At 39.7% G+C, this 21,842-nt stretch carries 18 protein-coding genes and 2 pseudogenes; 10 read left to right on the top strand and 10 right to left on the bottom strand.

Features of this window, described 5'->3' with window-relative positions:
* Positions 1–21 precede the first annotated feature (21 nt).
* Together PVV65_RS04230 and PVV65_RS04225 are read right to left on the bottom strand one after the other, a co-directional pair.
* Positions 22–540: a DUF1465 family protein gene (locus tag PVV65_RS04230; RefSeq protein ID WP_208440045.1), complete on the bottom strand. Its 519-nt coding sequence runs from the start codon at positions 538–540 to the stop codon at positions 22–24.
* A gap of 213 nt (positions 541–753) precedes the next feature.
* On the bottom strand, positions 754–1,896 hold the full coding sequence (locus tag PVV65_RS04225; protein WP_273789324.1) for an OpgC family protein: 1,143 nt from the start codon (positions 1,894–1,896) through the stop codon (positions 754–756).
* Between the two features lie 360 nt (positions 1,897–2,256).
* Between PVV65_RS04225 and PVV65_RS04220 the strand changes: the two genes are divergently transcribed.
* The 8 genes from PVV65_RS04220 to PVV65_RS04185 all read left to right on the top strand — a co-directional run bounded on the left by PVV65_RS04220 (position 2,257) and on the right by PVV65_RS04185 (position 9,241).
* A complete protein-coding gene (locus tag PVV65_RS04220; RefSeq protein WP_273789323.1) occupies positions 2,257–2,919 on the top strand; it encodes a thiamine phosphate synthase in 663 nt (220 codons plus the stop codon).
* A gap of 370 nt (positions 2,920–3,289) precedes the next feature.
* Entirely contained in the window at positions 3,290–4,030 is a 741-nt protein-coding gene (locus PVV65_RS04215; protein ID WP_273789322.1) for a TIR domain-containing protein, read from the top strand.
* 563 nt (positions 4,031–4,593) lie between these two features.
* A complete protein-coding gene (locus PVV65_RS04210) occupies positions 4,594–4,959 on the top strand; it encodes a helix-turn-helix domain-containing protein (RefSeq protein ID WP_273789321.1) in 366 nt (121 codons plus the stop codon).
* Positions 4,960–5,371: 412 nt separating this feature from the next.
* On the top strand, positions 5,372–6,415 hold the full coding sequence (locus PVV65_RS04205; protein WP_273789320.1) for a tetratricopeptide repeat protein: 1,044 nt from the start codon (positions 5,372–5,374) through the stop codon (positions 6,413–6,415).
* 412 nt (positions 6,416–6,827) lie between these two features.
* A complete protein-coding gene (locus tag PVV65_RS04200; protein ID WP_273789319.1) occupies positions 6,828–7,193 on the top strand; it encodes a helix-turn-helix domain-containing protein in 366 nt (121 codons plus the stop codon).
* Between the two features lie 475 nt (positions 7,194–7,668).
* Complete coding sequence (locus PVV65_RS04195; protein ID WP_241455922.1) at positions 7,669–7,812, top strand: hypothetical protein; 144 nt, start codon at positions 7,669–7,671, stop codon at positions 7,810–7,812.
* Between the two features lie 49 nt (positions 7,813–7,861).
* Positions 7,862–8,437: an elongation factor P gene (gene efp, locus PVV65_RS04190; protein ID WP_144752673.1), complete on the top strand. Its 576-nt coding sequence runs from the start codon at positions 7,862–7,864 to the stop codon at positions 8,435–8,437.
* 12 nt (positions 8,438–8,449) lie between these two features.
* Complete coding sequence (locus PVV65_RS04185; protein WP_273754985.1) at positions 8,450–9,241, top strand: inositol monophosphatase family protein; 792 nt, start codon at positions 8,450–8,452, stop codon at positions 9,239–9,241.
* 1,236 nt (positions 9,242–10,477) lie between these two features.
* Here PVV65_RS04185 and PVV65_RS04180 read toward each other — a convergent pair.
* Complete coding sequence (locus tag PVV65_RS04180) at positions 10,478–11,905, bottom strand: hypothetical protein (RefSeq protein WP_273789318.1); 1,428 nt, start codon at positions 11,903–11,905, stop codon at positions 10,478–10,480.
* A gap of 292 nt (positions 11,906–12,197) precedes the next feature.
* Positions 12,198–13,988, bottom strand: coding sequence for an ABC transporter transmembrane domain-containing protein (locus tag PVV65_RS04175; protein ID WP_273789317.1), 1,791 nt, complete (start codon positions 13,986–13,988; stop codon positions 12,198–12,200).
* 188 nt (positions 13,989–14,176) lie between these two features.
* Here PVV65_RS04175 and rpmE point away from each other — a divergent pair, with 188 nt between their 5' ends.
* Both rpmE and PVV65_RS04165 read left to right on the top strand, forming a co-directional pair.
* A complete protein-coding gene (gene rpmE, locus PVV65_RS04170; protein WP_005774581.1) occupies positions 14,177–14,398 on the top strand; it encodes a 50S ribosomal protein L31 in 222 nt (73 codons plus the stop codon).
* A gap of 506 nt (positions 14,399–14,904) precedes the next feature.
* Positions 14,905–15,138: pseudogene (locus PVV65_RS04165) on the top strand (ABC transporter); the annotation flags it as partial.
* A 982-nt stretch (positions 15,139–16,120) separates the two neighbouring features.
* Here the strand turns inward: PVV65_RS04165 and PVV65_RS04160 are convergent.
* The 6 genes and pseudogenes from PVV65_RS04160 to gap form a co-directional block, all read right to left on the bottom strand.
* Positions 16,121–16,462: a hypothetical protein gene (locus tag PVV65_RS04160; RefSeq protein WP_273789316.1), complete on the bottom strand. Its 342-nt coding sequence runs from the start codon at positions 16,460–16,462 to the stop codon at positions 16,121–16,123.
* A gap of 779 nt (positions 16,463–17,241) precedes the next feature.
* A complete protein-coding gene (locus PVV65_RS04155) occupies positions 17,242–17,346 on the bottom strand; it encodes a class I fructose-bisphosphate aldolase (RefSeq protein ID WP_273789315.1) in 105 nt (34 codons plus the stop codon).
* Between the two features lie 10 nt (positions 17,347–17,356).
* Positions 17,357–17,692 (bottom strand): annotated as a pseudogene (locus tag PVV65_RS04150) (class I fructose-bisphosphate aldolase).
* A 200-nt stretch (positions 17,693–17,892) separates the two neighbouring features.
* Entirely contained in the window at positions 17,893–18,924 is a 1,032-nt protein-coding gene (locus PVV65_RS04145; RefSeq protein WP_273789314.1) for a class I fructose-bisphosphate aldolase, read from the bottom strand.
* A gap of 109 nt (positions 18,925–19,033) precedes the next feature.
* Positions 19,034–20,227 (bottom strand): phosphoglycerate kinase, encoded by a 1,194-nt coding sequence (locus tag PVV65_RS04140; protein WP_273789313.1) that lies wholly within the window; start codon positions 20,225–20,227, stop codon positions 19,034–19,036.
* Between the two features lie 592 nt (positions 20,228–20,819).
* Positions 20,820–21,827: a type I glyceraldehyde-3-phosphate dehydrogenase gene (gene gap / locus PVV65_RS04135; RefSeq protein WP_273789312.1), complete on the bottom strand. Its 1,008-nt coding sequence runs from the start codon at positions 21,825–21,827 to the stop codon at positions 20,820–20,822.
* Between the last annotated feature and the right edge of the window lie 15 nt (positions 21,828–21,842).

The raw sequence follows: 21,842 nt of genomic DNA, 5'->3' as shown, positions 1-21,842 counted from the left end.
CAAAAGCCAAAAGAATATCCTCTAAGAGCGCCCAAAAGCGGTTTTAAGTAATTCGATTTGTTTTCCTACTGGATTTTCATCTTCTAAAGTACTGGAAGCAGCCGCTTCCCACCCTGCGCGCATATATTTTATGCGAGCTTCTAAACGCAGTGAATGAGCAACAAATTGGCGGAAAATTTCCGGGAGTTCGTTCCAATGAGGGGTTTCAAATTCCAATGAGGGAGTCTGAAGAGAAACTTTGACGATTTCTTTTTTTATTTGTTCTGATGACATTTCCCCTTCGCGCTCTGCCCGAAGAAGAAGGAGTTGAGAGGCTATTTGCATCAGCCGTGTACTTAAATACATCGCCTCTTTTGCATAGAGTGCAGAAATTTCCGCTGAAAGGGAACGCGCGACAACTTTCCCTTCTGAATCGATATAGGCTGCTGTTTTTTCAATCAGCGCCATCGTCTCTTCATAGAGACGATTAAAAGCATTTTCAAAAGCATTATGCTCAATCATGATAATAGGTTCATCATAAGGACGTTTATGTACGCTCACGCTTTTATACTCCAAGGATCAGCACAAAACCACACTGTTCAATATTATATCACTCAATTATATCACTTAACGAACAGAGTCTTAAAAAGTTTCTTTTGTTGCTGTGTGAAATGCTTTTTTTTAAAATGACTACCTCTTTTAATTTTTTTGTGCAATGCGCTTTTTATACTAAGGTTAACGCAGCCGCACAAGGATCATGGGACCGTGTTTTTCTTATAAACGGATCAATTTCCTTGAAAAAGCCCCCTGCAAAGACTGTCGTTTTTCACAATAATAGGCAACACCAAATTGCAGAGCTATCCCCGTTATCATTAAGAGGGTATCGGAAAAAAAGGTTGCTGTCATCACTGTTTTGATAATTTGTCCAAACATCGCAAAAATAGTTCCTGTTACAAAGACCGGTAAACTATGTTTTCCTAAGATTGCTAAAGGATGTTTCTCTGAAACAGAAAACCATTTATTGACGCACGGCAACGAAAGAATAAGAAAAGATAATGCAAGAACATGGAGCAAACGTGGCAAGCTTAAAAAAGTTTTATTAAAGTTGAGCAATGGGGAAGACCAGCCCAACCAACCCAAAATGCCCCACCAGTTTAAGCGAACCCATAATAGTGCCACCAAGAGATAACCTGCCGCACACATTACCCAAAAAGACTTAAAGGCGATTGTTTTTCCTTGTTTAAGCGCTAAAGTACTGGTCAAGCCTATGACAAACAAGAATTGCCAAGACAAAGGGTTCAAAAACCATTTTCCCTTTATAGGATAAGAAGGAGGGGCAATTTTATACAGTCCGCAGATGAGATAGAGTATAAATGAGCCCAAAAGCAGCCACTTTGTCTGTTTACGCCCCACATATAGGATAAAAGGTGCAAAAAACATCAAAACCATATAAAGCGGCAGAATATTATTATAGCCTAATTGATGTCCCAAGCTTAAACTATGCAAAAATGCTGTAAGCGGCTGTGCGACAAAAAGCCCCATATTGTTCATTGCTAACAGTTTTTCTGTTCTCCATAAGAAAAAGGCCCCTAAAAATAGGCTTAATGTGACAAAAGTAGTCAAAAGATATGCGCCATAGAGCTGCAAAGCCCTATACCAAAATTTACGTAGAATGAAGGAAAAAGGCTTCTTCTGTAACCGCGCATGAAAGCTTAAGCCCAGCGAAACGCCTGAAAGCAAAACAAAAACTTCTGCAGAATCAGAAAAGCCAAAATTTTTGTGGGTTATATGCTCATAGAGCGTTCCGGGAATATGGTTGATAAAAATCGTCAATAAAGCTAAAGAACGAAAAACATCAATGCGTGTATCACGACGAAAAGGCTGCGTCTTATGATCAACAACGGCTTGGTATTTCATAAAAATGGACTCCCACGCGTCACAAAACTTTGAAGTTACATAAAATGGTGGTTACCCTTATCGCAAACAAGCATGAAAAGGATGAAACTTTAATTTTTAAGAGTCAAGTTTCTTTTTAAGTATTTATTTTTAAAAGGCAAAAGAACTAAAATGACCACACGTATATCACAATAAAAAGGCGCCATCTTATGCTTAACAATACACTCATATATCATCAATAGATTCCCATAGGTTACAAAGCTCTTAAAGCCATATGAAAAAGGCATTAGGATCATCCGCAAACAAAGGAAGGATGAAACTTTAACTTTTAAGTATTATTTTTTTAAAGAGATATTATTTTTTAAAAGACTGGGATATGGTATGACACAACGAAAAAATAAACAGATTGAATCCCCTCTTTTTCCTCAATTGGTTTTAACCCTTGATGTTCGGCGCAATATTACACACAGCTTTTTGCATCCTATTTTGCAAACAAAATCTTTTGCCTGTGTCATCCTTTACGATTCTGAACAGCAGAGAGATGATGGCTCTTTTTTACAAAAACAGGCTCAAACTTACGCAGAAGATATTCAAAACAATGATGCCGCTCTTCTTATCGCTGGTGACAGCCGCATTGCTGGACGTATAAAGGCTGATGGATTGCACATAGAAGATGATCTTAACGCTCTTGAAAGCTTTAAAAATCAGCAAAAGGAACAAAAAATCATCGGCTTTGGCAATCTACGCAATCGCCATAGTGCTATGCTTGCAGCAGAAACAGGGATTGATTATCTTCTCTTTGGCAAATTAGGGGCTGATAAAAAACCCCAAGCGCACCCTCGCAATCTTCAGTTAGCTACATGGTGGGCAGAAATTATGGAAACCCCCGCCATTATTCAAGCCGGCAGTGATTTTGCAACTTTTGATGAAGCCTTAAAAACGGGATGTGAATTCATTGCCATGGAAGAAGTTATTTTAGGGAACGACAATCCTTTACACCTGCTTCAACTTTGCCAAGAAAAATGTAAAAACACGCCCTTGTAAAACGCCTCCTTTTTTAATTGACTCTTGTGAAAGAAAAAGCCCCCCAGATTAAAGCATACTCAAAACACGCGCCCCACCCCACCAAACCTTACAGACACGCACATTCTATAGACTAAAAAGAACCGCCCCGCCCTTCTTTAAACAGCAAGCGATTGTGTAAGTTTTGATGAAGAGACCGCCTGCGAATTCATTGCCGTGAAAGAAATCATCTGTACCTACGATAATCTTTTCATAGTGCTTGAAATGATAAAAGAAAAATCATAACAATGTATTATACAAACCAAACCATTACGATCGCGGGAAATCATCGTTTTTTATATTCATAATGAATACCAACAACTGATGATAGAATATGCGGGGGACATAAAAAATGGAATACAAATACAGAGGAACGTTTAAAGATCTTGGCGATATAATTTTCAACGCTGGCTATTGGATTTTAGGAGGTAAACTTCTACAAGATAAATCGCCAAAAGCATATAGGATCGAAACCTTCTGTGGCGGAATTGTTATTTGGTTTGAGAGCACAGGAAAAATTGTCTTTCAAGGCAAAACTCACATAGCAAAAAAGCTAAAAGAAGTTTTGACTCCATATCTAGAAGAAACATTAACGAATCCTTCTCCAAAGATCGCTTCCGATACATCAAATAAAAAAATTTTTATCGTTCATGGTCATGATCATGGCTCCTTAACAAAGCTTGAAAATACTCTTCTCAGGCTTAGGCTCGATCCATACATCTTGCAAAATACAAGTGGTATTGGTCTAACCATCATTGAAACTTTGAAAAAAGAAATTTGTAAGGATTCTATAGGGTTTAGTATTGTATTGCTAACGCCCGATGATATAGGCTATGCTAGATCTGACGGTGAAACAAAAGCGCAATTTCGTGCGCGACAAAATGTTATTTTTGAAATGGGCATGTTAACCGCTGTGCTTCCTCTTGAGAGAATTGCTATTTTATACAAAGAAGGCGTTGAATTGCCTTCAGATGTTAATGGAGTTTACTACCTTTCTTTTAAAGAAGACGTAAAAGAAACATATCTCAAACTTATGAAGCGGTTAAAGGCAGCTGGCTTCCATATAGATGCAGATGCAATTGATGCATTATGAATTTAAACAATACTCATCTTTAATTTTGAAAGTACACGCCCAAACCACATGGGCACCCCACCACTTCCCACAGACATACACATTCTGTAGACACCAAATTACCCCCCGCTCTTCTTCAAACAGCAAGCGATTGCGCAGATTTTGATGAAGAAACCGCTTGTGAATTCATTACCGTGGACGAAATCATTTTACCGCTTTCAACAAACACGGAGGTAGATGTCATGATTTTGGGGCTCGTTCCAGAGAGGTTGAGAGGCGAGAATAGCCTCTCATTAAAAAAACAAATTTTATAAGTCAAAAAACTATTTTTATTTGCCAATCTTCTGAAATTACTTTACACATTAAAAGGTGTTTTGGTCGCATACGCAACGACCAATAGGGCCTTGAAAACCCGAAAACTCAAACATGAATCTACCCCACTTTGCAGGTATCCTAGAATTCTGGGAGTTTATGCACTGTCTAGGTGCTTACCAGCACTAAAAGCAAAAAAGGCTGATTAGGTTTCAGTATTTTCAAGCTCTCGGAATACGCATAAGAGGCGCTCGCAACCGGCGGGAGGAAAAATGCAATCTCAAAATCTTAATATTGATCTTTTGGTTGGCAAAAAAATTCGTTTGAGACGAAAAATACTTAAAATGTCTCAAAAAACCTTGGGGGATGCTTTAGGCGTCAGTTTCCAACAAATTCAAAAATATGAAAATGGCTTAAATCGCATAAGTGCAGGGCGTTTAATGGAAATTTCCGATATTTTGAATGTTCCGATTTCCTTTTTTTATGCGGATATCACCACAAAACAACAACCTCCATACCATCACGATGAAATTATCTCGAACACTGAAGAATACCTGTTGCTCAAAAAATTTAGAGTGCTAACAACAGTAAAACAGAAAGCAATTTTGCAGTTACTCTCGGATGAGAATGCAAGCTAACATCATGTAACTCGTGCACACCACGTTCTCGATAACGCGATACACACTATAGAGCCTATACGCTCTCTTCTCCTCAACATTTCACGTTTTTCATAAGCAGTTCTTCATAAGCAGTTTATTGTGTATTTGTAAAAATAGCCTCATGGTAGACGCTTTTTTATTTTAGGGTGATGCATATTGATAAGAGAAGGTACCTCTGTTAGTCATTCTTTCATTATCGTTGTAAAGGTGTTTAAAATAGCACTGTTTAAAACAGTCTGGTTCTTATCAACGTTTATGCTATCTTTATAAAGGGACCTAAAAACCTCCCTTAACTGAAATGAAAAATAAGAAAGCCATGGGATTTTGATGCGGCTTGTAATGATGAAAAAAAAATGTGAAAATTCTGATCGATAATGAGGAGGAGATATCGATGATTAAGAGAGGTTTTAAACTGCTTATCCTAGGAATGATAGGGCTTACAAGTTCTGTTATAAATTCTGCTGGAAACACTGATGAATCCGAAAATTTTGAACACTCTTTCAATACGATTCAAGAATCTTCCCCCCCAGAAGAACCTTTTCACCCCTTAAAAGCTGGAGACTATGACCAAGCCTATGACTATTACATCCAAGGCTATTATTTAAAAGCTTTTCGAGAAGCCCTTCGACGCGCTGAAAAAAATGATCCTTTTGCGCAAACGCTTCTTGCCCGAATTTATATGGAGGGATGTGCTGTTCCTGTTGATGGGGCACGGGCTGCTTTATGGTTTGAACGCGCTGCAAAACAAGGAGAACCCCAAGCGCAACTTCGCTATGGGCTTATGTTGTTTGATGGAAATTTTGTAAAACAAAATCAAGAACTTGGTGCACAGTTTATTCGAAAAGCTGTCAAGGCAGGCGTTAAGGAAGCTTATTTTTATTATGGACAATTGCTTCTTTATAAAGCCTCCCAGGAAAAACAAAATCTTCCCGGCGTTTCTTCTTCAAGCCATGAAAATGAAGCCATCGAGCAAGCTTTAAAATGGTACCTAAAAGGGGCTGCTCTTGGAGATGCTGAAGCTGCTTTTGCGGCGGCAAAAATTCTTTCCTTAGGCACATTAAATCGACCAAAGGATGATCGTAATGCCCGCAAACTGATGGAAGCCGCGGCTCAAAACAACCACTTAAAAGCGCAACTTTATTTAGCAAAATGGCTGATAGAGGGCCGTGGAGGAGAAAAAGATTTTGACCATGCCTTTCATTTGCTGCTTCACAATGCCACCAACATGGTTGCCCCTGCTCAAATTTCTCTTGCAAGACTTTATCGAGACGGCATCGGAACAAAAGGCGATATAATAATGGCAGCAGCATGGTATATGCTTGCAAAGGAAGCCAAAATGCAAGCCCCTGATCTTGAAAAAATGCTCCAAGGTATGGACAACAAACAACAAGAAAAGGCGCGCAAAGAAGCAATAAAGCTCCTTCCTGTTTTTTAAAATGCCCTGTATCATTTGCTGAACACTATCCAATGTGCAAAATAAGCTATCCGCTTGTAAAATATTGTTCTCAAAATATGGAAAGATCAGAGGATCAAAAGAGCGCTGCTTTCTTTGTCTATAAATGAAAAACACAGCACTTCTCGTTTAAAAAGCTGTTTTTTATTGCCAATCTGCTGAAATTACTTTACACATTAAAAGGTGTTTTGGTCGCCTACATGGCGACCAATAGGGCCTTGAAAGCCCAAAACCTAAGCATGAATTTATCCCACTGTGTGGGTATCCCGGAATTCCGGGAGTTTTTGCACTGTCCAGGTGCTTACCAGCACTAAAAGCAAAAAAGCTGATTTGAGTTCAGTGTTTTAGACTCCCAGAATACGCATAGGAGGTGCTTGCACTAAGCGGGGGGCAAATGCAATCCCAAAATCTTAATATTGATCTTTTGGTCGGCAAAAAAATTCGCTTAAGACGAAAAATACTTAAAATGTCTCAAAAAACCTTAGGGGATGCTTTAGGGGTCAGTTTCCAACAAATTCAAAAATATGAAAATGGCTTAAATCGCGTAAGTGCAGGGCGTTTAATGGAAATTTCCGATATTTTGAATGTTCCGATTTCCTTTTTTTATGCAGATATCACCACAAAACAACACCCTCCATACCATCACGATGAAGTCATCTCGAACACTGAAGAATACCTGTTGCTTAAAAGATTTAGAACGCTCACCACTCTAAAAAAGAAAGCCTTTTTACAGCTCATTATGGATGAGAATGCAAGCTAACACCACGCACTAGCACACCACATTCTCTATAAAACGAAACGCGCTATAAGGTGCACCACGCTCTTTTCTTACCTCATACACCTTTAAAGGACACAAAGCCCCTTCCCGATCCAATTTCTCAGCAATCAGGCTTCTCAGAACACAACTCCGCTTTCCGTTTCATGGGATTGATTTCACAAGATTATTCGGACAAGTTTCCCCGCACAATATCCACGCGTCATTCTCATAAAACAACGCCTCATGGTTTTACAAAATTTCTATCACCAGTATTTCTATCATCCGTCTCAATGAGATTTTACAACACAACGGAATAAATTTCCCCAAAATCCTCAAAAGTCTCAAAAATTTTTGTGCAATTTTTTAAAAAGCTTGCGTCTTGGCACTTTTTATGGTCTTGCAAAGAACTGAAAAGCAAAAATACATCAAGGTCCCTTTTGTCCTTAAGCTTTTCTCTGCAAAGCTCATAAGAAAACTTATGAGAAAACCCCATGAGCAAATCCATGGTAAGACAGATGAAAAGCCCACAAAGACCATGAGGAAACCGCAAAACGAACAAGAGGTTTTGAACCTAAAAACAACAAAAGAGTTTACTGTTAAGGCAGCAAAAAAAGCGCCGTAAGGACAAAGTAAGAAAACTCTTTTTGCAAGAATAGAATTGGATAGAAACGATGAAAATTAATGGCAATGAAATTCGCCCTGGTAATGTGATTGAGCATCAAGGAAGCTTATGGGTTGCTGTGAAATGCAACGCCGTAAAACCTGGAAAAGGTGGTGCATTTAATCAAGTTGAGCTAAAAAATTTGCTTGATGGTACAAAACTCAATGAACGTTTTCGTTCTGCTGAAACGGTAGAGCGCGTACGCCTTGAACAAAAGGATTTTACCTTTCTCTATCAACAAGGGGATGCCCTCGTCTTTATGGATTCAGAATCGTATGAACAATTGGAATTGCAAAAAGATTTTGTTGGAGAACGTGCTGCTTTCTTGCAAGATGGGATGACTGTCACAGTTGAACTTTATCAAGAAAAGCCTATCGGCATTTCCCTTCCTGATCAAGTTGCTGTCACGATTGTGGAAGCTGATCCAGCTCTCAAAGGACAAACGGTGACCTCCTCTTATAAACCCGCCATTCTTGAAAATGGGATTCGTATTCTTGTTCCCCCTTTTATGAATGCCGGTGAGCGTATCATTGTCGACACCAACGAGTTGATCTATTTGCGTCGTGCAAATGAAAAAGATAAATAAAGGAACAACAAGATGGCCCATTCTGCAATCATGAATGTCATGGTGCAAGCTGCCATGAAAGCAGGACGCTCGCTCGTGCGTGATTATGGTGAAGTACAAAATTTGCAAGTGTCTTTGAAAGGGCCAGCCGATTACGTCAGTCAAGCAGACCGTAAAGCGGAAAAAATTATTTTCACTGAACTGAGCAAAGCACGCCCTAAATTTGGTTTTCTGATGGAAGAATCTAAAGAAATCATTGGAGAAGATTCACAACATCGTTTTATCGTTGACCCTTTAGATGGCACCACAAATTTTCTCCATGGCATTCCTTTTTTTGCCGTTTCCATTGCTTTAGAAAGCCAAGGCAAAATCGTTGCGGGGGTCATTTACAACCCGGTAAGTGATGAACTCTTTACCGCAGAGCGGGGTAGTGGTGCTTTTTTCAATGACCGGCGCTGTCGTGTTTCTGCGCGGCGCAGACTAGAAGATTGTGTCATTGCCACAGGCATGCCTCATTTTGGCCGCCCAGGTCATGGAACCTATCTCATTGAATTGCGCAATGTCATGATGGAAGTTGCTGGCCTTCGCCGTTTTGGCGCAGCAGCCCTTGATTTAGCCTATGTTGCAGCAGGTCGAACCGATGGCTATTGGGAAGACAACCTGCAAATTTGGGATATGGCTGCTGGAATCTTGATGGTTCGTGAAGCCGGTGGTTTTGTCACCGATAAAGAAGGCGGTGATGACATATTCCGCAAAAAGAATATCCTCGCCGGCAATGAACACATTCGCACCAAATTAGAAAGAATTCTCAAAAAAGGTATTTAAACCTCAAAAACAATTTTTAATGTGTCATCGCCAATTCACGGGCTTATTTTAAAGAGACATCTCTCAAGACACCCAAACCCATTTCGCCACTACGTCCGTGAATAATAGATAGTGGTAAATCCATTGATCACCACCACCTCTACGCTTATGAAGTAACAAGCCAGCACCATCGTTATATTTGCCAACTCGTGGATGTTGCCGAGAGCCCTTGCATTAAGAAGGTTCATAAGAGCCATTTTTAATCCTGTCTTATACAAATTTATCCACACACTCATCCCACTTTTAACGTACAAGCGAATGGTTTTGATTGATTTAACATAGAGAGAATTTAAATAAGACAATCTTAAGATATTCGAGACTCTCATTCAACATACAAAACAGTGAATTATCATTATAAATCAATGTATCATTGCCATTACCCCATTTTCTGTTGCCAAAGTCATGAGCCCTCTCTCATCAAATTGCGCAATGTGATGATAAAAGCCTCAAATCTTCCTCATTTTAGCACTGCTGCTCTTGATTAAGCCTATATTGCCACTCGCCAAACCAATGGCTTTTGGGAAGACAGCTCACAAATTTGCAATAAAACGATCCACATACTGATAATTCACAAAACCACCGGTTTTGTCACGGATAAAGAAAGTAGCAATGATATCTTCCGCAAAAAAAATATCCTCGCCGGCAATGAACAGATACGCACTAAGCTAGAGAAGAGCCTTTTAAAAAAGCTTAAACTTTATAATCTTTAAAAAACCCGTTAAGGCTCCTTAAAATCGGTCCCCCTCCTTAAAATTTTATAAAATCTTAAAAAAAACAATGTGGAAGGAAGCTCTCAATTTTCTTTACAGACACAACAGAAAATAACCCATGAGATAATGACAAAACACCTTCACCAAACAATCAACACCCCCCCCTAAAGATTCAATGACAACTTAGCCAATATTATTAAACCTCCTGTTGTTTCATCGACCTCCCCTACAAACACGCTAAAAAGAAACATCGCAACAAAACACTTCAAGAGCAACAAGCACACCAAAAACAAGTCCCCTCCTCCTCTTAAGAAATCCCCCTACACAGCGCAAAAGCTTGCCTCCAAACGCCTCTCCTCTCTGCTAAGAGCTGTCACATATACCTCTCACTGCTTTTCAATATTTTTTATAAAAATACGCAATTATACAAGTTTCCATGAATATACTCATTCATATAACAACGACCAACCTCTCCCTCTTTTAATTCTTATTCCAAATACTGTATCAAATACGCATGGGATTTATAAAAACGCACATTTTTATTCTCGAGAATTGCTTCCTGCATTTCTCTCATAAACTGTTTTTCCTCCTTTTCGAGTTCCTTTTCCAGTGCCTCCACCTTCTCATCACCGAAAATGACTTTTAATTTTTCTTTTGAATTTCCTATTTTGACAAGCATTTTCCAAAAGATCCATTGATTATCACATTTCTTACTTGCCCCCTTCATCCATTCTCTAACACCTAATTTATAAGCTTTTTCAAATGTCGGAGTCTCTTTAGCAATGCACAAACCTTTTTTCTTTTCCTTATCTCTTTCTCTATAAACATCAATGTCATATCTGACTGTGGAAGAAAGACAATCTTCATCAAAGGCAATATATCCTTCTTTCACCGTATCAATAAGCTGCTTATAGTAAATCAAAGTTTTTCTTGCCGCTTTATAAGCATTAGAAATATCATACAATAATGACAGAAGTTCTCTCTTACAAATGCATAGTAATTCAGAATCCCCCGGCATATTATAATACCAGCGCGGCAGGATCTTTTCTAGCGTTTCATATTCTGTGTATTTAGGTATATCTTCAAAGTAGATTTCCATAGATGCTAGCTCTTCATAACGCCCTGAAGCTTTATCTTTTTGTTGTTGTTCGTATTCCGCTGTAATCATATCATCAATCATATATAACCACCAATGAAACAACAACATCGTAGGCTTATACTGCTTTTTTTTCGTAAGAGGATTTACAAATTTTCGCAATTTTATGCCATTCTGCCTCATTAATCGTACGACTTTACGATAAGTTTGCTTAAAAATTGGGCGCCTCATTAATTCATTTATTCTTTCAATCTGCTCAGTAGTAAATTCTACTCTCAGCGCATCCTCATAAAGAAAAAATGTATCTGCATATCCTTGAGCACAAATATCTTTCACCACCACCGGATGTTGCTGTTCGCTAATTTGAGAAAAGTCTCCAGGACTTTTTATCTCCAGTATACTTCTCTCCCATTGCCTTACTCCCTCATCCCATTGTTTAATCCATTCTTGTGATATTTTTCGCGTTTTTTGAAAAAGCCTTTGCTCTCCCTGTGCAAGAATATTTTGATATATCGCACACTCTCGATCTTTTAGCTGCAGCAATTTCTCATATTGCTCAATTTGTTCACTTAATTGCTTTTTCTGATAATTGGCAAGTGCCAGAATTAAATTCTCTATAAAATAGGCTATAATTGCTACAATTAACAAGGTCTTCATTGAGAATTCGAAATACCAAAGCGCACCGAGTATGATGATAAATAAAATCGTATCGCCGAATCCTGCATTCCAGCCTTTCTCTATTGCCTTCCAAAGTCCGTAAATTATAATTCCTGCTATGATTATTCCTACTATAACTATGACAGTATCGTGATCACTCATTTTGGCTCTCTTTTTTCCTCATCAACATTTCATACAGCTCTCTCATCAATCCCTCGATATAGTATCATTATGTGTATATATGATTCACAATATTCTACATATACTATTTTAATAGAAGTTGTATACAAAATATAGATGTTCCTATTAAGAAATACAACAATTTGTATTTAATTATACTGCTTTGGTGATTGATGCACTTTAAAGAAAAGCCAGCCCTCAAAATTGATAAGCATGACTTAAAAAAGAGTGCTGTTTATTGCCCTTAAAGAGACGGCTCTTGTATCAAGATCTCTTATTCGGGTGAAAATTGCAATTTTGCAAGATAAGCATAAGCGCCATTTTTTGCCACAAGTTCGGCATGGGTTCCCTCTTCCACAAGGACACCTTTCTCCATCACAAGAATACGATCCGCTTTTAAAATTGTTGCCAAACGGTGCGCAATCACCAATGTTGTGCGTTTTTTCATCAGCCCTTCTAAGGCTTCTTGCACAAGTCTTTCACTGTTTGCATCTAAAGCAGATGTTGCTTCATCAAGCAGTAAGAGGGGTGCATTTCTTAAAATTGCCCGCGCAATACCGATGCGCTGCTTCTGCCCCCCTGAAAGCATGGTGCCGCGTTCTCCCACTTGTGTATCCAAGCCATCAGGTAAAGATTCAATAAATTCAAGGGCATTAGCAGCTTTAGCAGCAGCAATAATATCCTCTTCCATAGCATTTTCAGTCCCGAAAACAATATTATCGCGCAATGTACCATCAAAAATAGCAACATCTTGGGGAACATAAGAAATTGCACCACGTAAATCCTTTAAAGAGAGGCGATCAATCTCCACACCATCAAGTCGAATTCTTCCACTTGTTGGGTCATAAAAACGCAAGATTAAAGAAAAAAGTGTGCTTTTTCCTGCCCCTGAAGCGCCAACAAAAGCAACCGTTTCACCAGCTTTGATAGAAAAGGAAAGCGCGCGTAAAATCTTCTCTTGCGGTCTAGAGGGATAAGTAAAATCAACATGATCAAAAACAAGTTCACCTCGAACAGGTTTTGTCAAAGAGACAGGATCTTTAGGCGCTAAAATCATGGGTTGTTCTTGCAATAATTCAGCCAATCGTTCAGCAGCGCCTGCGGCTTGGATTAATTCAGCCCCCAATTCCGATAATTGCGCAAAGGTTGAGGCACCAAAAACGGCATAAAGGACAAATTGCCCTAAAGTGCCCCCTGTCATCGTTCCATTCAAAACATCACGCGATCCAATCCACAACACAGCAACCACACTGCTAAACACAAGAAAAATGGCAAAGCCCGTAAAAAAGGAACGCAAAATCACAGAAGTCCGCGCTGTCTGAAAGGCGCGTTCTACCAACTGAGAAAAACGTGTCGAAACAAGTTTTTCAGCAGTAAAAGCTTGCACCGTGCGAATAGCACTGACCTGTTCTGTTGCCACAGCATTGGCATCAGCAAGACGATCTTGCGCCGCACGCGTACACGCACGAACTTTGCGTCCAAAAACCACCAAAGGAATTGCCACAACAGGAATAGCAGCCAGAACCAGCAGAGATAATTTAGCATTGGTGATCACCATCATCACGACAGCGCCGATCACGATAATCAGCTGACGCAAAGCCGTAGAGGCGGTTGAGCCAACGGCCAATTTTATTTGTGTTGTATCTGTTAGAAGTCTTGAAACAATCTCGCCTGAATGCGACCGATCAAAAAAAGCAGGAGAAAGTTTCATAATATGGACAAATACATCACGCCGTAAATCGGCAACAATCCGTTCTCCCAATGTGATAACACAATAATAACGGCAAGCTGAAGAAAAGGCGAGAATCAAAGCTAATCCAAACAAAATTGCGAAATAAAAATTGATATATCCATGGCTTGAATGAGAAAAACCATGATCAAACATTTGGCGGATCGCTATGGGCAAAGCTAATGTGACAAGAGCTGCAACAGATAAAGCAACAAAAGCAAATATAAACAACCAGCGATAGCGCAAAAGATAAGGAACAAAAATGGCAAGCGAAGAGAATGAAGATTTTTTAAGAGAAGGCTTTGTAGATTTTTCTGAATGATGATATAATTTCATAAAACTTCGCTCACTCTATTAAATGATTTAAACACGTGACACAATGATGCATCTTGAACACTTGTTTTTTGATGCATGCTCAGCTATAGGAATAAATACTTTAATCAGTGTATCAAAAAGACAAAGGAAGCGCACTTAAAAAATCGAGTAAGTGTTCTTTCATTCTATAAACGCAAAAGGTTTGACGCATGAAAGCGAATATTCATCCTAACTATCATAAAATTACCGTTGTTATGACGGATGGAACCCAATATACAACGCGCTCCACTTGGGGAAAAGAAGGGGATACCCTTAATTTAGACATTGATCCAAGAACGCATCCCGCATGGACAGGTGGGTCGCAGACACTCGTAGACCGTGGCGGACGCCTTTCTAAGTTCAAAAATCGTTTTGGCAATATCGGTATGTAAAAAACTCATTCTCATGAGGCATAAACATTTCAAATAAAACGATTGCAAACAGTTCATCTTTTTTGAACTGAAAATACCCATGAAGAGGACATTCTTGCCGCTGCTCAAGCGGCTAATGCACTTGAACTTATTCAAGCTTTACCAGATAGCTTGGTGACAAAAGTCAGAGAGCGTGGTACCATCCTTTCTTAAAGGCAAAACAACGCATGAGTATTGCACGTGCGATTTTTAAAATGCCCCCTTTGTTGCAATCTGGCACCATCATTAATTTGCCAAATCCCAATGTTGCTACAGCCCTTGGTACTTAAGATATTCCATTATGGGCATTTTACTTTATAGTTTTTATCCATAAGGGCTTCCCCCCGCTTGTAACGTGCAAGCGAATGGTTTTGGTTGATTCAACATAAAAACAGATTTGAAACGAGAGAATTCTCCAATGTTTGGAACTCTCATTCATTATACAAAACAATGAATTATTATAAATAAAAGCGTTGCTGCTTAATTGAGCAACATCTGCTTTAGATGCAAACAGTGAAAAGTTGGTGCAAAAAGCCTTAGAAGGCTTGATGGAAAATCGTATAACTTTGATAAGTGCTCACCGTTTGGCAATAATTTTAAAAGCGGATCGTATTCTCGTGATGGATAAAGGCGTCCTTGTGAAAGAGGGAGCCTATGCTGAACTTGTGGCAAAAAATGGTGTTTATGCTTATCTCGCAAAACTGCAACTTTCACCCAAATAAGAGCTCTTGATACAAGAGCAGTACTTTTAAGGGCATAAATACCACTCTTTACAGCCATGCTTATCAATTTAAAAGGGCTCATGGAAAAAGAGGAACAAGAATTGAGATGTTTTTCTTCTTAAATTCTGGCTGTTCTTTTCTCTGCGTGAGAAGAATCATTTTTTATAAAAACGCTTCCTTTGTGTGCAGAATATAAAACGATAGCAAGTTAGTCTCTATGGATCATTAAGGTGTGCAAAGAGCTCTCTTCATAACGGCACTGTCATGTTGATTTATAAGGATAAATTCATTGTTTTTCATGAGAGATCATCATATCATAGGATTTTCTCATATCAACGCCCCATAGTGAATCACACAAAATCTCTTGCTTAGACATCACACAATAGGTAATCAACTAATTCGACATCTATACCCACAAAGCGAAATATTACGTGCCAATTTTCCTTTATAGTCATTAACCAAGAGCCTTCAAAATGACCTTTTAGCAAATAGAGCTAAAAGGATGAATCATTCAAAAATTATTTTATGATATAGCTCTATCACGAGCATCTAAAATACGCCTTTGTTGCTAAATATAAACGACTTTTCCCCTTATAGCGTATTAGTTTTTTAGAAGGCTTTAGACCCTTTATATTAAAATCAAAAAATCATAATTGGATTATATTGCATAAAGATGCTTTCTCAATTTTCCATTTAGCACACGATAACATACCATTTAGGCCCCCTGAGAAGCTTTCTCCCCTTATAGCATAATTTCATAAGCCGCGTGAAAAGAACACGATAAGCCGTTTTGAGGTCTTAAGATCAAAAGATACGGTTAATCCACCCTATAAGACTTCCTTTGAGCTTTTAAGGTCCCCAAGATTTGTTATAGTCCCTTCATTAAATGCAGCTCTAATGGCATGATAGAGAGCATTTATTAAGAATTTGAGAGGCTGTCCGCCTCTCATTTTGATTTATACACAACCAAAGTACGCTCTCTTTATTCAGGGAGAATAAGAACATACCCTGGAGGCGCTAAACGGTATAAGAGAGCATCATACCCCCACATAGCATACATGCTGCAAACAGAAAAAACGCCTTCACCAATTGCTAAGGGTAATGTGAGCGATATACCGGCTTCATCTGCTGTTGCTTCGCGACGTTCTAAGAGATATCCAAAAAAAAAGAAAAGGCACGCGAATCCACTCGCACCCGCAAAGAATTTTAGTACGATATGAACCAATCCACGCATATTGAATAGGATAAGAAAAATTGTAAAAATAAACACGCTGAATATTCCAGCGAATACCCCACATACGATATGGCAAAATTTTCGCATCATAATTGCAGAAACGCTCTTTTCTGCGTATCGATTTTTTTTGGTGCTTGTATTCTTAGAAGATATGCTGTCCACAACTCCCCCCTCGATTTTAAAGCCAAAATGCTACGAAATTAATTTTTTATAATGATATCATCATAAAAGACAAGAAAAATTTATTCATTTTAACGAAAAAAGAAGTGTTTTATTGAGATATATTTTCTTTCGCAAGAGTTATTCAACCCGTTTGTCAATGACAAGATGACCTCCATTGAAAAGAAAGCTATCCTGACGCACAAAATCTTCATAAGCTGTATGTCTAATCTACTTAGAAATCACAACTCCCCAATCGAGCCGCTTATCTGCTTTTGAAACTGCAATCAAATGGATTTCTGCTGATGATAAACAATGATAGCATGAAAAAAGAAAATATCACAATATCAAACTCTTCAATATAAGATCATCTTTATGATTTTTATTTAAAAAGTAAGCACCCCCCCTCATGAGCGATAACACACTGCTGCGCATTCATAAATTTTCTTTAAAGCACCATCTCCCCTTCCTATAAACGCACCTCTCCCGCAATCTTACCTCACAATGCCACGCATAAAGACTTTTAAAACGCCCAAGGAGAAAACTCTCTAACAAAGCTTTCAAACCTAAAACGCCCCCATCATTTTTATCATGATGAGAGTTCCAAAATCACGCAGAAACAGGCAAAATATCCCCGCATTTAAGCATAGAGCAATTCAAGTGCTTTCCTTTTCTTGGCTCTTTTGTCCCCTGTTCTTTTGTCCTTTGTCCTAAAGCGCCAAATGGTTCATCCGCGCACGATGATAAAATGCCTTTTGGGCAACAGCAATATTTTCATGGCAACCAGCCCATGCTTTTAAAGCAGCCGCTTGCAAGGCGCGTCGATCAAGAAAAGGTCAATTTCCAAGGCAAAGCGCCCAAAGAATTCATAGCCGATAAATGTGCCGTTACTTCCTGATCAGATAGCCCGAAAGACAAGAAAAGCAATTCTTAAGAACAGCGGAAGGGACAGTTTGTTTAAGCACACGGACGGTCTTTTCAGCGACCTCTTCAACACCAGCCTTGGCGTACATCCTTATCCCCAATCACCCTATTGGGCTTTAAAATCATTCCCTCTAAAATAACACGGGCTTCAAATAATTCTTTAAAGACAGTTGTCAAAACAGTGCGTGTCACCTCAAAGCAACGAGCAATGGAATGCTGACACGATGATCCATCCATTAGCACTGACCATTCAACAATCGGCACACTCCTATCTCGAAATTATTAAACCAAAAAAAGAACTATACTCTTATATCAAAGATATCAAAAAACACAATTCGCAAGAGCTTGTGCACTTTGATTGCCTTCTTAGCTAGCAAAACGTTTGCATCAAGGACAATCACCGCACAACCCTTATGGGAATTCAAGTCTAGAGCAATTCAAGCGCTTTCCTTTTCTTGGCTCTTTGTCCATTGTCCTAAAGCAGCCAAATGGTTCATCCGCGCACGATGACAAAATGCCTTTTGCGCAACAGCAATATTTTCATGGCGACCAGCCCATGCTTTTAAAGCAGCCGCTTGCAATGCCCGTCCATAAGAAAAAGTCAATTTCCAAGGCAATGCCCCTAAACTATTCATGGCAGACAAATGAGCTGTCGCTTCTTGATCTGATTGTCCTCCAGAGAGAAAAGCAATTCCTGGAACAGCACAAGGGACAGTTTGTTTAAGCACACGAACGGTCTTTTCAGCCACCTCTTCAACACCAGCCTTGCGCGCATCCTTGCCATCAATCACCATATTGGGTTTTAAAATCATCCCCTCTAAAACAACACGGGCTTCAAACAATTCTTTAAAGACAGTTGTCAAAACAGCGCGTGTCACCTCAAAGCAACGGGCAATGGAATGCTGACACGATGGTCCATCCATCAGCACCTCCGGTTCAACAATCGGCACAATATTGAGTTCCTGACATAAAGCAGCATAACGGGCAAGAGCTTGTGCATTTTGATTAATGGCGCTTCTTGTTGGCAGCGTGTGTGCATCAATGGCAATCACCGCACGCCATTTCGCAAAACGGGCGCCCAAAGCATAATAGTCTTTTAACCGCTCACGGAGACCATCCAACCCTTCAGTAATTGTCTCTTGGGGAAAAGCAGCCAAGGGCTTAGCACCGGTATCCACTTTAATTCCTGGTAAAGTGCCCGCCTCCCGAATAAGATCCGTCAACATTTGCCCTGTTGATGCTTTTTGTCGAATGGTTTCATCAAATAAAATAACACCAGAGATAGCACTTTCCATAGCTTCTTTTGCGCTAAAAAGCATTTCACGATAAGCACGGCGGTTATCCTCATTGGACTCAACACCAATGCTTTCAAAACGCTTACCAATTGTTGCCGTACTTTCATCGGCAGCCAAAATACCCTTACCAGCATGCACCAGAGAAAGTGCTATATCTTCAAGACGTTCATTCATAAAAAATTCCTCTTTATTTTATCGCATTTTCAACATCAACAATATGATCATCATACTTGACACAGCCCATGATCTTACAGCTTTTTCAATTTTCCCTTCAACAAAGTCTTTAAGCTTGCATGAGAGCAAGAATACCAGGAAGCACCTTACCTTCCATCCATTCCAAAAAAGCCCCTCCTGCAGTTGAGAGATAAGTAAAATCATTAGCAACACCCGCATGATTAAGAGCAAAAACTGTATCGCCTCCTCCCGCAACTGAAACCAACTTGCCCATCAAACTGCGTTCTGCGGCATGGCGTGCAACGGCAATTGTTCCTTTATCAAAGGGAAGCATCTCAAAAACACCAAGAGGTCCATTCCACACAAGAGTCGCAGCCTTATCTATCGCGTTTTTGATATGAGCAATAGAGCGCGTTCCAATATCCAATATCATGCCATCCGCAGGAATATCGCTAATATCATAAAGACGATGCGGTGCATTTTTTTCAAAGCGAAATCCAACGATAGCATCCATAGGCAGCAGAAGTGTACAGTGACATTCCTGCGCTTTTTTAATAATTTTTTTGACCGTCTCCATCAATTCGTGTTCACACAGTGACTTCCCCACATGAATGCCTTGCGCGGCTAAAAAACTATTGGCCATCCCACCCCCAATAACCAAGGAGTCGACTTTTTCCACCAAATGATTGAGAACAAAAAGCTTACTGGAAACTTTTGCCCCTCCCACCAGAGCGACCACAGGATGCGTTGGATTTCCAAGTCCTTTTTCTAAGGCCTGCAATTCTCCTTGCAGCGATCTCCCCGCATAAGAGGGCAACAAATGCGTTATTCCCTCCACCGAAGCATGGGCACGATGAGAAACCGAAAAAGCATCATTGACATAAAGATCCCCATTATGGGCCAAAGCTTCTGCAAAAGAACAATCATTCTTTTCCTCACCGGCATAAAACCGAACATTTTCGAGTAATACAACACCCCCATTTTGCAATGTCTCCACCGCTATCTGTGCAGCTGAACCAATACAGTCAGGCGCAAAAGCAACCGGCTGTTTTAAGATCTTTTCCAGCACCGGTACAACAGGACGAAGTGAAAATTCTGACTCGACCTTTTCTTTAGGACGACCACAATGAGAAAGCAGAATAAGCTTAGCTCCCCGCTTTTGCAGTTCAACGAGCGTTTCTTTATGGCGTTTAAGACGCGTTTCATCGCAAACTTTACCCTGTGCCATAGGAACATTAAAATCCACCCGCACAAGCACACGCTTTCCAGCAACATCAACATCATCAAGTGTACGAAAGCCCATTCGCTATTTCCTCTTCACTTTCCGTTGTTTTAAACAAAAATGCATCGAACAAACCTGCTTAATTTTCTTTCCACTAAAACCTCTTCTTTTCTTTTATAGGTCTTCTCTTTGTTTTTGCATGAAAAGGACCAACAACAGCCCTCCTTCTCTCAACTCTCTGTCTGAAAATCAAAAGTGTCCATTGTCAAAAGTATCCATGGTCAAATGTACAAAAGCCCCTTATTGCTCTTAATCTTCTCCATTCCATTGTTTCCAATAAATGCATTGGCTCAATTTTATTTTCACTAAAACACTTTTTTACTTTTATGCAAAAGAGTCTACCTTTTTCGTTTTCTGACGTTTTCTCAAAAGTTGGTCCGTGTCAGACGTTACTTTTTCAAGCCTTACTCTTTCAAGCAACTTTTAAAAGCGCATAGCACCTCGTATCAAAAACACCATCAATCTTTCAACAGCATCTTCTCTCTAGCGCATAAAAACAGTAACCTGTCTCGACTTTCTCAAAAGAATGCGCCTTAATTTGTACAAAAGCGAGGCTTTTTCTTATAAAACTTTTTCCTATAAAAAGAGGACCCTAAGGTCCTTCTTATGGTATCTATATTGTCTTAGCAAAAGCCACCGCTGTATCACTCATACGGTTAGAAAAGCCCCATTCATTATCATACCAAACGAGAACACGACAGAGCTTACCATCAATCACTTTGGTTTGATCATTGTGAAAAATCGCTGAATGTGGATTATGATTAAAATCACAACTCACAAGCTTTTCTTCCGTAATGTCCAAAATGCCCTTTAGAGGACCTCGTGCAGCAGTCGCAATAGCCGTATTAATTTCTTCAATTGTTGTGGAACGCTGAGCAGTAAATGTCAAATCAACCACAGAAACATTAGGCGTTGGAACACGAATGGATACCCCATCAAGCAATCCCTTTAATTCTGGCAAAACCAATCCCACAGCTTTTGCCGCTCCGGTTGAAGTAGGAATCATCGAAAGAGCGGCCGCACGCGCACGATAAAGATCACGATGCATGGTATCTAAAACAGGCTGATCCCCCGTATAAGAATGGATTGTTGTCATAAAGCCCCTTTCAATGCCCACCGTGTTATGCAAAACTTGTGCAACGGGCGCCAAACAATTAGTTGTACAAGAGGCATTTGAAACAATACGATGTTCTTTACTTAAAGACTGATGATTAACCCCATAAACAACCGTCAGATCTGCACCCTCTGAAGGCGCAGAAACCAGAACACGCTTTGCCCCTGCATCCAAATGAGCCTTTGCTTTATCACGTGCCGTAAAAATGCCCGTACATTCCAACGCGATATCGATATCCAAATCTTTCCAAGGCAATTGTGCTGGATCACGCTCTGCACAAACCTTTATTAAACCAGTTCCCACATCAATGGCATCACCCACCACCTTAACATCCTCAGGAAAACGGCCATGAACTGAATCATAGCGCAACAAATGGGCATTTGTTTCCACCGATCCCAAATCATTAATTGCGACCACTTCAATATCTTTTCGTCCACTTTCTATCAGTGCCCGTAAAATATTGCGTCCAATACGACCAAACCCATTAATTGCAACACGAACTGTCATTTCACATGTTTCCTC

It is taken from the genome of Bartonella sp. ML70XJBT, from assembly GCF_028618425.1.
GTDB lineage: Bacteria > Pseudomonadota > Alphaproteobacteria > Rhizobiales > Rhizobiaceae > Bartonella.
The sequence above is the reverse complement of the archived record's forward strand: the minus strand, read 5'-3'. Positions and strand labels throughout refer to the sequence as shown.